Source organism: Zooshikella ganghwensis DSM 15267 (genome assembly GCF_000428585.1).
Lineage (GTDB): Bacteria > Pseudomonadota > Gammaproteobacteria > Pseudomonadales > Zooshikellaceae > Zooshikella > Zooshikella ganghwensis.
In genome coordinates this window covers 1-15,273 of record NZ_AUAF01000002.1, presented here as the reverse complement: position 1 = coordinate 15,273, position 15,273 = coordinate 1, and the positions used below count along the sequence as shown (strand labels likewise).

General features: G+C 42.9%; 13 protein-coding genes. All 13 read left to right on the top strand.

Going from position 1 to position 15,273, the window contains the following annotated elements:
* Positions 1 to 313: 313 nt before the first annotated feature.
* The 13 genes from gyrA (at position 314) to F607_RS33395 (ending at position 15,251) form a co-directional block, all read left to right on the top strand.
* Entirely contained in the window at positions 314 to 2,995 is a 2,682-nt protein-coding gene (gene gyrA / locus F607_RS0100615; RefSeq protein ID WP_027706482.1) for a DNA gyrase subunit A, read from the top strand.
* Between the two features lie 137 nt (positions 2,996 to 3,132).
* Positions 3,133 to 4,221 carry a 3-phosphoserine/phosphohydroxythreonine transaminase gene (serC, locus tag F607_RS0100610; RefSeq protein WP_027706481.1) on the top strand — a complete coding sequence of 363 codons (1,089 nt, stop codon included), beginning with the start codon at positions 3,133 to 3,135 and terminating at the stop codon, positions 4,219 to 4,221.
* 8 nt (positions 4,222 to 4,229) lie between these two features.
* Positions 4,230 to 5,318, top strand: coding sequence for a prephenate dehydratase (gene pheA, locus F607_RS0100605; protein WP_027706480.1), 1,089 nt, complete (start codon positions 4,230 to 4,232; stop codon positions 5,316 to 5,318).
* A gap of 38 nt (positions 5,319 to 5,356) precedes the next feature.
* Positions 5,357 to 6,460, top strand: coding sequence for a histidinol-phosphate transaminase (gene hisC / locus F607_RS0100600; RefSeq protein ID WP_027706479.1), 1,104 nt, complete (start codon positions 5,357 to 5,359; stop codon positions 6,458 to 6,460).
* 81 nt (positions 6,461 to 6,541) lie between these two features.
* The gene (locus F607_RS0100595) at positions 6,542 to 8,794 is read left to right on the top strand and encodes a bifunctional prephenate dehydrogenase/3-phosphoshikimate 1-carboxyvinyltransferase (protein WP_230400347.1); all 2,253 of its coding nucleotides are present in this window, start codon (positions 6,542 to 6,544) and stop codon (positions 8,792 to 8,794) included.
* Positions 8,794 to 9,477, top strand: coding sequence for a (d)CMP kinase (gene cmk, locus F607_RS0100590; RefSeq protein WP_027706477.1), 684 nt, complete (start codon positions 8,794 to 8,796; stop codon positions 9,475 to 9,477). Before F607_RS0100595 ends, cmk begins: the two co-directional genes overlap by 1 nt.
* 171 nt (positions 9,478 to 9,648) lie before the next feature.
* On the top strand, positions 9,649 to 11,328 hold the full coding sequence (rpsA, locus tag F607_RS0100585; protein WP_027706476.1) for a 30S ribosomal protein S1: 1,680 nt from the start codon (positions 9,649 to 9,651) through the stop codon (positions 11,326 to 11,328).
* A 236-nt stretch (positions 11,329 to 11,564) separates the two neighbouring features.
* Positions 11,565 to 11,861 carry an integration host factor subunit beta gene (ihfB, locus tag F607_RS0100580; RefSeq protein WP_027706475.1) on the top strand — a complete coding sequence of 99 codons (297 nt, stop codon included), beginning with the start codon at positions 11,565 to 11,567 and terminating at the stop codon, positions 11,859 to 11,861.
* Between the two features lie 116 nt (positions 11,862 to 11,977).
* Positions 11,978 to 12,286 carry a LapA family protein gene (locus F607_RS0100575; RefSeq protein ID WP_027706474.1) on the top strand — a complete coding sequence of 103 codons (309 nt, stop codon included), beginning with the start codon at positions 11,978 to 11,980 and terminating at the stop codon, positions 12,284 to 12,286.
* Positions 12,287 to 12,297: 11 nt separating this feature from the next.
* Positions 12,298 to 13,479, top strand: coding sequence for a lipopolysaccharide assembly protein LapB (gene lapB, locus F607_RS0100570; protein WP_027706473.1), 1,182 nt, complete (start codon positions 12,298 to 12,300; stop codon positions 13,477 to 13,479).
* A 250-nt stretch (positions 13,480 to 13,729) separates the two neighbouring features.
* Positions 13,730 to 14,422 (top strand): orotidine-5'-phosphate decarboxylase, encoded by a 693-nt coding sequence (pyrF, locus tag F607_RS0100565; RefSeq protein WP_230400346.1) that lies wholly within the window; start codon positions 13,730 to 13,732, stop codon positions 14,420 to 14,422.
* 17 nt (positions 14,423 to 14,439) lie between these two features.
* Positions 14,440 to 14,919 (top strand): transcription termination/antitermination NusG family protein, encoded by a 480-nt coding sequence (locus F607_RS27560; RefSeq protein ID WP_051310608.1) that lies wholly within the window; start codon positions 14,440 to 14,442, stop codon positions 14,917 to 14,919.
* Positions 14,920 to 15,119: 200 nt separating this feature from the next.
* Positions 15,120 to 15,251 carry a transposase gene (locus tag F607_RS33395; protein ID WP_230400453.1) on the top strand — a complete coding sequence of 44 codons (132 nt, stop codon included), beginning with the start codon at positions 15,120 to 15,122 and terminating at the stop codon, positions 15,249 to 15,251.
* The last annotated feature ends 22 nt before the right edge of the window (positions 15,252 to 15,273 follow it).

Here is a 15,273-nt window from a genome sequence, read left to right as displayed (position 1 = left end):
TGCTACTGTTGTGAGTTTTGAATGCAAGGGAAAAGGTGTTATTGAGGCTGTAGTACAAATTGAAGGCTGTTGTTGAAAAGTGTTGTGGCAGCTTGTAGATGGCATAAGCATTCTAAATACGTGCAGATAAATACAGCTTAAGTGGGTTGTCGGGTAATTTAGGTTAACTTGCTTAGAAGACAGATGCTCAATACGCTTTTTCATGTTGAATAGCTTCACTTGGTGCAGTTGCTTAATGCATAGGTGTTATCGGTTTTTGACTCATTGATGCGGGCATCAGTCAAAACCCACAGCATAAGGAAACATATCCGTAATGGGTGATTTAGCTAAAGAAATACTTCCGATTAATATCGAAGATGAGCTGAAACAGTCGTATTTAGATTATGCTATGAGCGTGATAGTTGGGCGTGCATTGCCTGATGTCCGTGATGGTTTGAAGCCAGTACATCGTCGTGTACTGTTTGCGATGAGTGAGCTTGGTAATGACTGGAATAAAGCTTACAAAAAGTCGGCACGTGTTGTTGGTGATGTAATCGGTAAGTATCACCCTCATGGTGATTCTGCGGTGTACGACACGATTGTCCGTATGGCGCAGCCTTTTGCAATGCGTTATGTGCTGGTTGATGGGCAAGGTAACTTTGGTTCTGTTGATGGAGACTCAGCTGCTGCGATGCGTTATACCGAAGTACGCATGGCAAAAATTGCTCACTCCATACTGGCGGATTTAGAAAAAGAAACCGTTGATTTTACGCCTAACTATGATGGTACAGAGCAAATCCCAGTTGTATTACCAACCCGTATCCCTAATTTGTTGGTCAATGGTTCTTCAGGTATTGCGGTAGGGATGGCGACCAATATTCCTCCGCACAATCTTAGAGAAGTGATTAATGGCTGTTTAGCCCTGCTTGAAGATGATTCTTTAACGATTGATCAGTTGATGGAATATATTCCTGGGCCGGATTTCCCCACAGGGGCAATTATTAATGGCCGGGCGGGTATTTTGCAGGCTTACCGAACTGGTCGTGGCCGAATCTACATCAGAGCAAAAGCGGATATAGAAGAAGATCCAAAGACAGGCAAGCAAACTATTATCATTTCTGAAATCCCTTATCAGCTCAATAAGGCTAAGCTGATTGAGAAAATTGCTGAGCTAGTAAAAGATCGAAAAATAGAAGGGATTACAGAGCTGAGGGATGAGTCTGATAAAGATGGAATGCGAGTAGTGATTGAGCTACGCCGTGGTGAGTCAGGAGACGTTGTACTCAATAACCTTTACTCACAGACGCAGCTGGAAAGTGTCTTTGGTATTAATATGGTGGCACTGGTTGATGGTCAACCTAAGCTGCTAAATCTGAAAGAATTAATTGAAGCCTTTATACGCCATCGCCGCGAAGTCGTTACACGTCGTACCGTGTATGAGCTTCGTAAAGCCAGAGAGCGCGGGCATATTTTGGAAGGACAAGCGGTTGCGTTGTCCAACATCGACCCGGTTATTCAGCTGATTAAAGAGTCTCCGACACCTGCTGAGGCGAAAGAGAAGTTGATTAATACACCTTGGCAACCTGGTCATGTGTTAAACATGATTGATCGTGCTGGTGCAGTTTCTTGTCGCCCAGATGGCTTACCAGAGGAATATGGTTTACGTGATGGTAAGTATTATTTATCACCAGAGCAGGCCCAGGCTATTCTTGAGCTACGTCTGCATAGGCTGACAGGCTTAGAGCATGACAAGTTATTGAATGAGTATCAGGAGTTGCTGAAGCGAATTGCTGAGTTGATGCTTATTTTGTCAGATGCAAACCAGCTAAAAGCGGTGATTCGTGAGGAGTTAGAACAGGTTCGCGAAGAGTATGGTGACGAGCGACGCTCTGAGATTGTCAGTTCACGGGTTGACCTAACCGTTGAAGACCTCATCACTGAAGAAGATATGGTGGTTACCATTTCACGGAGTGGTTACGCTAAAACAACACCGCTGGATACCTATCAGGCTCAGCGCCGAGGTGGTCGTGGTAAGTCAGCAAGCTCATTGAAAGATGAAGATTATATTGAGCACTTGCTAGTGGCGAATACTCATACTCAGATCTTATGTTTCTCGTCGGTTGGTAAGGTTTACTGGTTAAAAGTGTATGAGATTCCTGCTGCAGGACGGACATCCCGTGGCCGGCCAATTAATAATTTATTATCGCTGCAGGCTGATGAGTATATTACGGCTATCTTGCCTGTTGCTGAGTTTACGGAAGGCCATTTTGTCTTTATGGCGACGGCGAATGGTACTGTCAAGAAAACACCACTAGAGCAGTTTTCACGTCCTCGTAATGCTGGTCTTCGGGCATTGGAGTTGGATGAAGAAGATCATCTTGTGGGTGTTGCTATTACCGATGGTGAACAGGATGTCATGCTGGTGAGTAGTTCTGGTAAAGCTATTCGCTTTAAAGAGTCCGATGTTCGTGCGATGGGGCGGACTGCAAAAGGGGTAAGAGGTATTCGTCTGCAAGAGCAGCATAAAGTTATTTCACTGATTATTCCTGATAATGATGGCTTTATTCTTACTGCAAGTGAAAATGGTTATGGTAAGCGCACTCAAGTGGCTGAGTTCCCCGTTTATGGGCGAGGCGGTCAGGGTGTGATTGGTATGCAAAGCAGTGAGCGTAATGGCGCGATTATTGGTGCTATTCAAGTCTGGGATAATGATGAAATGATGTTGATCTCTGACCAAGGCACATTGGTCAGAACACGCATTGACGAAATCTCAGTGCTTAGCCGAAATACTCAAGGTGTGCGCTTGATTAAACTGAGCAATGATGAGCGTCTAGTCAGTATCGAGCGGGTTGCTGAGCCAGAGGATTCTGGTGATTTGAGCGAAGAATCTGAAGAGCTTAACGATGTTGTTGATAGTGAAGTTGGAGCTTCACAAGTGACAGAGGGTGAGTCAGAACCAGATGCCGATAATGATGATCCTGATCCTCAGCAGGGAGAAGAGCCTGGTGAAGACTGACAAACGGCTGCAAAAGGATGACCTGTCAGCGGATCAAGCTGACCTGAAGCCGCTAAAGTGTTAACAGAACGGCCAATGTCCTGACTGGGAGATTGGCCGTTTTATTGTCTATGGAGTTAGTTGGTACGGTATTGCTTATGACACGAGCCTTTAATTTTTGTGCAGGACCTGCGGCTTTACCTGATGAAGTGCTGCTACAGGCTCAGGCTGAGCTGCTTGATTGGCAGCAGAGGGGCATTTCCGTTATGGAAATCAGTCACCGTCATGCCTCGTTTGAAACTATGGCTGCTGAGGCTGAGCAGGATTTACGAGATCTGTTGCAAGTACCTGATGATTATGCTGTGCTGTTTATGCAAGGTGGAGCAACGGCTCAGTTTTCACTTATCCCAATGAATTTGCTAGGAAAAGAAGCTAGCCCTCTAGTAGCATGTGTTAATACCGGAATTTGGTCAAATAAAGCCACAGCTGAAGCTGCTCGGTATGCTAAAACCCATATCGTTGCCGATGCTCAAGGCTTCCAGAATACAACAATCCCACCAATGACGGAGTGGGATATTCCAGTGCAGGCGTCCTATTTGCACTACACCCCGAATGAAACCATTGGTGGGCTTGAGTTTCACTTTGTACCTGAGGTGGAGTCAATTCCGTTGGTTGCAGATATGTCCTCTACGCTACTATCCAGGCCGATTGATGTCAGTAAGTTCGCTTTAATTTATGCTGGTGCTCAAAAAAATATTGGACCGGCAGGGATTACCCTGGTCATTGTGCGTAAAGACTTGCTTGATCGTGTGATGCCTTCAACCCCCTCAGTGTTTAATTATCAGCGCATTGCAGACAATGGCTCAATGTTAAATACACCGCCAACATTTGCCTGGTATTTGTCAGGGGTAGTGTTTAAGTGGTTGAAGCGCCAGGGTGGGCTTACAGCAATGGCTGAAATCAATGAGCGAAAAGCCACAAAATTATATCGCTTTATTGATGAGAGTGACTTTTACCATAATCCTATTGACCCTGACTGTCGCTCCTGGATGAACGTACCCTTTATTTTAAAAGATGACACCCTAGATGCTCGGTTTCTACAAGAAGCGGAAGCAAATAAGCTGATGAACCTAAAAGGTCATCGCTCGGTGGGAGGAATGCGTGCTTCTATCTATAATGCAGTACCTGAGCAAGCGGTAGATGCACTGATTACTTTTATGAAAGATTTCGAGAAACGCTGCGGTTGAAAAAAAGTATGTCTGAAACTGAGCAAAAATTAAAAGAGTTACGCAATCGAATTGATGCAATTGATAGCAAATTACTGACGTTGATTAGTGAGCGTGCTGATTGTGCGAAGGGTGTAGCCCAAGTCAAGCAGCTGGAAGGTGATAGTTTTTTTTATCGGCCAGAGCGTGAAGCTCAAGTGCTGCGTAGCATCATGCAGAATAATCAGGGGCCTCTTGATGATGAAGAAGTGGCTCGTTTGTTTCGGGAAATTATGTCTGCATGTTTAGCGCTGGAACAGCCTATTCATGTGGCCTACCTTGGGCCAGAAGGGACATTTACCCAAGCAGCAGCCATTAAGCATTTTGGGCATTCAGCTGTAAGTGTGCCCATGGCAACGATTGATGAAGTGTTTAGGGAGGTGCTCGCAGGAGCGGTTAACTATGGTGTTGTTCCTGTCGAAAACTCAACGGAAGGAGTTATTAATCATACTCTTGACTCGTTTATGGAGTCACCACTAAAAATATGTGGAGAAGTTGAGCTACGCATTCATCATCACTTACTGGTTTCAGAACACACTCGCCGTGAAAAAATTTCTCGTATTTACTCACATGCTCAGTCTTTAGCGCAATGTCGTAAATGGCTGGACTCTTATTATCCAGGTGCTGAACGTGTTGCTGTGAATAGTAATGCGGAGGCTGCAAAGCGTATTAAAAGTGAATGGCACTCTGCTGCAATTGCGGGTGATATGGCGGCTGAGCTTTATGAGTTAGAAAAGGTCTCTGAAAAAATTGAAGATCGTCCGGATAATTCAACACGATTTTTAATTATTGGAACCCAAGAAGCGCTACCTAGTGGACAAGATAAAACGTCAATCATGGTATCAATGCGTAACCAACCAGGTGCTTTGCATGAGCTGCTAGAACCTTTTCACAAAGGAAACATTGACTTAACTCGTGTGGAAACACGTCCTTCAAACACAGGTACGTGGAATTATGTGTTTTTTATTGACTTTTTAGGCCATGTTCAAGAACCTGAAATTGCAGAAGTTATGAAAAATGTAGCTGCTAAAGCTTCTGATCTAAAGATTTTAGGTTCTTATCCTCAAGGGGTTCTTTAACCGTAAAACACATCAATAATAATGATTAGGGAGTGGCTATGTCAGTGGACTATGCACAGCTGGCAGTACCGGGGGTTAGGCAGTTACAACCTTATGTGCCAGGTAAACCCATTGAAGAGGTTGCCCGTGAACTGGGCTTGGCGCCAGAGAGTATTGTTAAGCTGGCAAGTAATGAGAATCCTTTAGGGCCTTCCCCTAAGGTCCTGAAAGCGATTGCTAATGCTCAAAGTGATTTGACTCGTTATCCAGATAGTAATGGCTTTAACCTGAAAAGTGCATTGTGTGCTCACCTTAATGTGGCATTCGACCAGATTACATTAGGGAATGGCTCTAATGATGTACTTGATCTTTTGGCGCGTGCATTTGTGGCTCCTGGCTCAGAAGTCGTATTTTCCCAGTATGCATTTATTGTCTATCCCATTGTTACCCAGGCCGTTGGTGGGAAAGCTGTTGTAGTGCCTGCACGGGAGTGGGGGCATGACCTTGACGCCATGGCGAAGGTGGTTAATGAAAAAACTGCGATGGTTTTTTTAGCTAACCCAAATAATCCTACGGGGACCTGTTTTTCTCGAAGAGAGTTAGTTAAGTTCCTTGAGCAAGTACCTAAACGCGTTATAGTTGTGCTTGATGAAGCCTATTTTGAGTACGTTGGGGGTGAAGACTATCCTAACGGCTTATTACTTCAGCAGGGTTTTCCTAACCTTGTGGTATGTCGTACGTTTTCTAAAGCTTATGGGCTTGCAGGCTTACGTGTTGGTTATTCAGTTGCGTCACCTGTAATAACAGACTTGTTAAACAGAGTTCGCCAACCTTTTAATGTAAATAGTATTGCGCTAGCGGCTTCTGAAGCAGCACTTGAGGATCAGGCGTATTTAGCAAAGGCCTGTCAGATTAACCATGAAGGTATGATGCAAATTACATCAGCGTTTAATGCTCTTGGTATTAGCTATATTCCTTCAAAAGGAAATTTTATAACGGCTGACTTTGGTGAGAATGCTGGGAGTATTAATCAGCAGCTGCTTCAGCGAGGAGTGATTGTTCGTCCAGTAGCGAACTATGGTATGGCTCACCATTTACGCATATCTATTGGACTGCCCGAAGAAAATGAGCAGTTTATTGAAGCACTTAAGCAGACACTCTAACTTTCAAGCAACCTCGAAATTACCTATATTGCTAGATGAAACGTGTTGAGTGAGTTTGTGGACGATGAGCAGTAAAGCATTATGAGTAGTACAGTGCCAAATGGCTTTCTGATGAAACCATTGTCAAAGCAAACACTGGCAGTGATTGGGCTAGGTTTGATTGGTGGTTCAGTTGCGACGGCTGTAAAACAGCGGTCGCTTTGTCACCGTGTGTTAGGTGTCGATCTCGATCAACAGGCCCTAAAAATAGCCAAAGCAATACAGGTTATTGATGATTACTTGCCGTTTGCTGATGCGGTAAAAGCGGCGGATATCATTGTGTTAGCAGTCCCCATGTTGCGCATGCAGCAGGTGTTGCAATCACTTGCTGAAGTAGAAGGCTGGCAAGATAAAATCATCACTGATGTGGGCAGCGCCAAAGGGTGTTTAATTGATGCCACAGAAGCTGTTTTTGGTGAATGGCCTGAAAACTTTATTCCAGGACACCCTATCGCGGGTTCAGAAAAAAGTGGTGTGACAGCCGCAAATCCCGACCTGTTTGTCAATCATAAAGTGATTTTGACACCTCATGCGATGGTGAATCACCAGGCGTTGTCACGTGTACGTCAGTTGTGGCAGGGAATGGGTGCTGATGTATTGCAAATGGATATTCAGCGGCATGATGAAGTGCTTGCAGTGACCAGTCATTTACCTCACCTCCTTGCCTTTTCGCTGGTTGATACGTTGGCAACTGAGCGGGATAATCAGGATATTTTTCGCTATGCAGCGGGTGGTTTCCGTGATTTTACGCGGATTGCTGCCAGTGATCCGACCATGTGGCACGATATTTTTGTTGCCAATAAAGGTGCTGTATTGCGTGCGCTTAATGATTTTACAGCTGATTTATGCAAACTGCAGAAGGCTGTTGAAACAGAAGATAGCCAGTATATGCTGGGCGTTTTTACCCGAGCTAAAGTTGCTCGTGAACACTTTAGTAAAATGTTGGCCCGTCGTGCCTATGTGGAGCCTATGAAACAGCAAGAAATTCGGTATATCAGTCATCCAGCCGGTCCATTGTCAGGAGAAATTCGTGTTCCTGGAGACAAGTCTATTTCTCACCGCTCTATTATGCTGGGGTCGCTAGCAGAGGGCGTGACTGAAATAGAGGGCTTTTTAGAAGGTGAAGATAGTCTGGCTACGCTGCAAGCGTTCCGAGATATGGGGGTCGTGATTGAAGGCCCTCACCAGGGTAAAGTCACTATTTATGGGGTAGGTTTGCATGGACTTAAGCAACCACCTGGTCCGCTTTATTTAGGTAACTCAGGTACCGCAATGCGTTTATTTGCGGGGCTGCTAGCGGCGCAGAAGTTTGATGTTACCTTGACGGGTGATGGCTCTCTTTCTGGAAGACCTATGAACCGAGTTGCCGTGCCTTTGCAGCAAATGGGTGCGGTTATTAACACTGAGGACGAAGGTCGTCCCCCTTTAAGAATAGAGGGTGGGAATCAATTAGCAGGCATAAACTATACATTACCTATGGCGAGTGCTCAGGTTAAATCCTGTTTGTTGTTAGCGGGTATGTATGCTGAGGGTAAGACAACAGTCGCTGAGCCTGCTCCAACACGTGATCACACTGAACGCATGTTGACGGGGTTTGGTTATCCCGTTGAGGTTAATGGTAATACCGCCACTATCCAAGGTGGTGGTCAGCTGTCTGCATGTAAAATTGAAGTGCCAGCTGATATTTCTTCAGCAGCATTCTTCATGGTAGCGGCATCCATTGTGCCAGGCTCAGAGTTATTGATTAAGCATGTTGGAATTAACCCCACACGTATTGGTGTGATTAATATTTTGCGCCTAATGGGGGGGGATATTACTCTTGAAAATGAACGTGAAGTAGGCGGGGAGCCTGTTGCGGATATTCGTGTGCGTGCAGCTCAACTTAAAGGGATTGATGTCCCGGAAGACCAAGTCCCACTAGCTATTGATGAGTTCCCTGTACTCTGTATTGCTGCTGCTAATGCGCAAGGCACTACGACTGTTCGCGGTGCCAGTGAGTTACGAGTCAAGGAAAGTGACCGTATTCAAGCGATGGCTGATGGGCTTGAAGTGTTGGGGGCTCATGTCGAAACTACGCCCGATGGTATTATCATCAAGGGTGGCCAGACATTGCAAAGTGGTCAGGTTGATAGCTTAGGAGATCACCGTATTGCTATGGCATTTGCGGTTGCAGGACTGCGGGCAAGAGGTGCCATTGAAATAGCAAACTGTGCCAATGTAGCGACCTCATTTCCAAATTTCATTGAGCTTGCAAAAGTAACAGGCTTTGATCTTGCCGTGGAGTCAGCTGAGTAATGAGTGAAGTACCTGTTATTACTATTGATGGTCCCAGTGGTTCAGGGAAAGGTACTGTTAGTAGCCTGTTGGCTCAGCAACTTGGTTGGCACTTGCTGGATAGTGGTGCGCTTTATCGGTTAACCGCGTTAGCTGCACTAAAAGCACAGATCGCACTGGATGATATTGCTGCACTATCTAAACTGGCGAAAAATTTAGATGTGTCTTTTCGTACTTGTAACGAATCATCACAAATGCAGATTTTTCTTGTTGAAGAAGATGTTAGCCTACAAATCAGAACTGAAGAGGTGAGTTTATCTGCATCAAAAGTGGCAGCAATTTCTGAAGTTCGAGATAATTTATTCACTAGGCAACAGGGATTTGCACAATCACCGGGGTTAGTGGCTGATGGTCGAGATATGGGTACGGTTGTCTTTCCTGATGCAGATATTAAATTTTTTATAACCGCTTCAGCTGAAGAGCGCGCCCAACGAAGGCTTAAACAATTGCAAGCACAAGGTATTGATGCTAACATCCAGCGCATTTTTGAGGATATCGTTGCTCGAGACAGGCGAGACAGTGAGCGCGCTATCGCACCTTTGCTGCCTGCAGCAGATGCAATCATTATTGATACAACACCTCTGACTGTTGATGAGGTTTTGGTTGAAATAAAAACGCACCTGAAGCGCAAAGGTCTGCTATAACAAGTTTATTTAAATGAAAAGGTAAGCAGCACACTGTGGAGCCAGCGGCGCGGTGTGCTGTTTAATTATTGGACAACCCGCAGATGCTGGTCCTGCGGCCACCGTAGTGTATCATCCATTTATTAAGTTAAGGGTGCTCTATGCTACTCAGTCAACTAGTAGGTATGTGTAATGAGCGAAAGCTTTGCAGAATTATTTGAAGAAAGTTTAAAAGAATTAGACATGCAACCAGGCTCTATTATCAGTGGAGTAGTGGTTGACATCGATCAGGACTGGGTCACTGTTCATGCTGGCTTGAAGTCTGAAGGTGTGATTCCTCGTGAGCAGTTCTTGAGTGAAAGCGGTGAGCTGACTATTCAAGTAGGTGATGAAGTTCAGGTTGCTCTGGATACTGTAGAAGATGGTTTCGGTGAAACCCGCTTGTCTCGTGAAAAAGCAAAACGTGCTGAAGCTTGGAAAGAACTTGAAGCGGCGTTTGAAGCGGATGAAGTGGTTAAAGGTATTATCAATGGTAAAGTTAAAGGTGGCTTTACAGTTGATATTAACTCTATTCGTGCATTCCTACCTGGTTCACTAGTTGACGTTAGACCTGTTCGTGATACTACTCACCTTGAAGGTAAAGAGCTTGACTTCAAAGTGATCAAGCTGGATCAAAAGCGTAATAACGTTGTTGTTTCTCGCCGTAGTGTGCTTGAAGCTGAAAACAGTGCTGAGCGTGAAGCATTGTTAGCTACATTGCAAGAAGGTCAAGAAGTTAAAGGTATCGTTAAGAACTTGACTGATTACGGTGCATTCGTTGATCTAGGCGGTGTTGACGGTCTGTTGCACATCACTGATATGGCTTGGAAGCGCATCAAGCATCCAAGTGAAATTGTGAATGTGGGTGATGAAATCAACGTTAAAGTATTGAAGTTCGATCGTGATCGTAACCGTGTATCGCTTGGCCTGAAACAGTTGGGTGAAGATCCATGGGTTGCAGTTAAAGCGCGTTTCCCTGAAGGTACACGTACTTCCGGTCGTGTAACTAACCTAACTGACTACGGCTGCTTTGTTGAGCTGGAAGAAGGTGTTGAAGGTCTGGTTCACGTTTCAGAAATGGATTGGACTAATAAGAACATTCATCCTTCTAAAGTGGTTTCTTTGGGTGATGAAGTTGAAGTTCAAGTGCTGGATATTGATGAAGAGCGTCGTCGTATTTCCCTAGGTATCAAACAGTGTAAAGTAAATCCTTGGGAAGAGTTCTCTACTAAGTACAACAAAGGCGACAAAGTTTCTGGCACAATCAAATCTATTACTGACTTTGGAATCTTTATTGGTCTAGATGGTGCTATTGATGGTTTGGTTCACTTGTCTGACATTTCCTGGAGCGAAGCAGGCGAGCAGGCTGTTCGTAAGTACAAGAAAGGCGAAGAGCTTGAAACCGTTATTCTATCGATCGATCCTGAGCGTGAGCGTATCTCTCTAGGAATCAAGCAGCTTCAAGAAGATCCATTTGCAGCGTACGCTTCTAAGCATGAGAAAGGTGCGATTGTTAATGGTGTCATTAAAGAAGTGACTGCTAAAGCCGCTACGATTCAGCTTGCAGAAGAAGTTGAAGGTACATTGAAGGCTTCAGAAATCAGTCGTGACCGTGTTGAAGATGCTTCCAATGCACTGAAAGAAGGTGATGCTATCGATGCGAAAATTATCAGTATCGATCGCAAAAACCGTGTAATCAGTCTTTCAATCAAAGCAAAAGATGAAGCTGATGAGAAAGCTGCATTGAAAGAGTTGCGTAAGCAAGAAATGGAAGCTGCAGGACCTACTACTATTGGTGACTTGATCAAAGCACAAATGGATAGCAAGGACTAAGTTCTCTTCGTAATCTTTCTAAGAGACTATAAAAAGGGGGGGCCATTAGGTCACCCCTTTTTTTGTTGTGAAGGAGATAATATTTAATGCAAATGTTGTACTTCTTCTGTGCTGTACCTGTTTTGTACTGTGCTTTGACTACGATATATCCTTTATAATCAGATAGTTACTTGAATAAAATTGATTTCTTGGCTATGTTAGTTAGGGTGCCATATGACCAAGGTGAGGATGCCTGCATGACCAAGTCAGAATTAATCGAACGCATTGCTGAACAGCAACCGCAACTGTCTCTCAAGGACGTTGAATTAGCGGTTAAAACAATGCTGGAACAAATGTCATATGCGTTAGCGAGTGGTGACCGCATTGAAATACGTGGCTTTGGTAGCTTTTCTCTCCATTTTCGTGAACCACGGGTAGGCCGAAACCCCAAAACAGGGGAGGCTGTTATGTTGGAAGGAAAATATGTACCTCATTTTAAGCCTGGTAAAGAGCTGAGAGAGCGAGTAAATAAAGGCTTAGTGGCTGGCTATTAAGCATCCATTAAAAATTCATTATGAAACGGTATGATCTTTTGATAGTACCGTTTTTTTTATCTGTTATTTAACCCTATAATGCCTTGCATAGTGTAATCAACCAGTGAGTTTTATTCATGTTAAAACGGTTTGTATCTTGGTTTAAGTGGATTGGAGCTGTTCTTGTCGCATTAGCGCTCGCTTTAGTGATGGCTGATTTTATTAGCAGTAATACACTACTTGTCGACTTAAGCCTTGTGGGTTTTTCATTTCCTGGACTCTCTTTACCATGGCTTATTATTGTATCGTTTGTTGTCGGTGGTATCTTGGGACTCTTATCGGCTTTGATGATTATCATGTTAGCTAAGCATAAAATTCGTCGGCTAGAAAAGAAACTCAAAAGTCGAGATGAAGAATTACAAAAAATCAGGACAAGCACACTGTAAGGTGCAAGTGAATGTCTGAGTCATTGCTATTTGGAATGGTACTCACAGCTATTGCTGTTGGATATGTGTTGGGGCGTTGGGACCGTAAGAAAAGACAACAACGAGTTAAGGACCGACTATCAAAGGAATACTTTATTGGTTTGAATTACTTGCTAAATGAGCAAACTGATGAAGCAATTGATATTTTTATTAAAGCACTAGAGATTAATCCTGATAGTCATGAGGCGTTTGAAACTTGCATTGCTTTAGGTCGACTATTTTGCCGGCGTGGTGAAGTGCAACGAGCAATTCAAATTCATCAAAGCTTATTGGCACGTCCTAGCTTAAATCGCAAGCAGTCTTTGCAGGTACAGCTTGAGCTAGCAAGAGACTATCTATCGGCAGGTGTGCTTGATAGAGCAGAGTCCTTATTTTTAGAGGTTGTCAAGTCTGGGCATGATTTAAAGTACACCGCTTTACAGGCTTTGGTTGAGATCTATCAGCAAGAAAAAGAGTGGGAAGAAGCAATCAATATTGCAGATCAATTAGTTTCTTATGATGGACAACGTTATATCACCCTTTTAGCACACTTCTGTTGTGAGCAAGCTGAGCTATGTATAAGAAGGCAGGACTATAGTGCTGCAAAACAAGCTATAAAGCGTGCAATGAAATACGATAAATGTTGTGCTCGTGCCTACTTGATCTTAGGACGTTTAGAATTTGAGCAGGAAAATTTCAAAGAAGCGATTAAGATATTGCAACAAATTTTTCATCAAGATCCTGACTTTATTTCTGAGTCTGTCCCCTTGTTAATAGAATGTGATCAAAAGGCAAAAACACTCTTTGGGATTAATGGGTATTTGTCAAAATGTCTTAAAGAGTATCCTTCTATTTCAGTTGTATTAGCACTAGCTCAAACTATTCGGGAAAAAGAGGGTGATAAAGCAGCAGGTAAATTTATTGCTGAACAACTTGTTCAGCGTCCATCATTGCGAGGATTAAATGCTCTTATTGACTTGCATATTGCTAATACAGAAGGAAAAGCAAAAAAGAACTTGGGTTTATTGCGTGAGCTGACAGAACGTTTGGTCGAAAATAAACCAATCTATCGCTGTCACCACTGTGGTTTTGCAGGAAAGGAGTTGCATTGGTTATGTCCTAGTTGCCATCAGTGGGGAAAAGTCAAGCCTATTAGAGGTATTGAAGGGCAATAAAACTGTATTAAATTGTAATTAATATAGTGTTTACTTATTAGATGTTAACTTCAGTTTATTGTTTTTAATTTAACCTTGACTGTTAATCCATTTAGAATTGTGCATTGTTTGGTATATTAAGTAGTATGTATTTTATGTATTTTATGTATTTTGCACTTTAGTAAGAGAAGACTTGCAAAGTCAATTCTGATATTATCTCGCAGCTTAATTTCTGGCGTTGATTTGAAACTGCAGGTAAATGGGTTTAAGCATGTCTCCAATCATTGTTGCACTGGACTACCCAACTAAGCAAGCTGCATTAGATATGGCTCAGCAGCTTGATCCCGAGGTATGCCGTGTTAAAGTAGGTAAAGAGCTTTTTACTACCTGTGGCCCTGCTATTGTAGAAGAGCTTCAGCAAAAGAACTTTGAAGTTTTTTTAGATCTAAAATTTCATGATATTCCAACAACGACAGCCAAAGCTGTAAGAGCTGCTGCCCATTTAGGGGTATGGATGGTGAATGTTCATGCTTCAGGTGGGCAGCGAATGCTAGCTGCTTGTAGAGAAGCTATAGACAAATCTCCGCATAAACCACTACTAATAGCGGTTACTGTTTTAACTAGCATGGATAGTTCTGATTTTCAAACGCTTGGCTATACTACTACCCCTGAAGAATATGCACTAGCACTCGCCAAATTATCCTACAACTGTGGTGTTGATGGTATCGTTTGTTCAGCTTTTGAAGCATCTAGTATTAAGAATCATACGCATAAAGATTTTCTAACAGTAACCCCAGGCATACGATTGAAAGAGAATAGTTTAGATGATCAACGTCGGATCATGACACCTGTTGAGGCTGTAAAAAATAATGCAGATTATTTAGTGATAGGCAGACCTGTAACTCAGGCAAAATCACCATCTGTTGCTGTTCAGAATATTGTGAAAGAACTCTTCTCTTTCTAAGACAAGGATAGTTAAATATGTGGTATTTATTGAAAACAAAGCCACGTGAAGAGGGGCGGGCTGTAGCCCATTTAGAAAATCAAAACTTTACTGTGTACTGCCCTTGGATTGATAAGCTTGATAAGGCAGGAAAAGTAAAAAAAGAGCCTTTATTTCCTGGCTATGTTTTTTTAAATAATGAAAGAGTTGAAGGTATAAATTATACCAAAGTACGTTCAACAAGAGGTGTGGCAAACTTTGTTCGTTTTGGCATTAATCACGCACAAGCGAGTGATGATTTAATTGAGCGAATAAAACGTCAGGAAGCTTTATTATGCGCTGAGCCAAAAGCAAAATTTAAAATAAACCAATTAGTAGAGTTTAAAGAAGGTCCATTTAAATATCTACAAGGTATATATTTGAATAAGTCTGGTGATGAGCGCTGTATTATTCTGCTTAGCTTTTTAAGTAAAAACCAGTTAATAAGTGTACATGAAAACCTAGTTAAAGCTATATAAAGTAGCTTTTATGGTTTGCGTAGAGTTTTTGGGGATATAACTGTAAATCTCTGAGCGGTAGCGTGTTTATTAATAAATAAAAACCACGTCCTATGGGCGTGGTCATCGTCAGCGAAAGGCTATGCCTGAATGATCTGCTCATGGTATTCGTTTACTTGGTTATCCCCATAACTGAGTAAAGGAAAGACACATGAGCAGATTTGAAACAAAGGCCTTACTGGGGAAATCATTTTTGGGCTAAAGGTTATTGTGTAGATACAGTTGGTATGAACGCAGAAATGATAAAAAATTATGTCAGATATCAAGAACAGCTTGAAAGACGACAAGAATAATTTGATTTTTAGTAATTAGTTT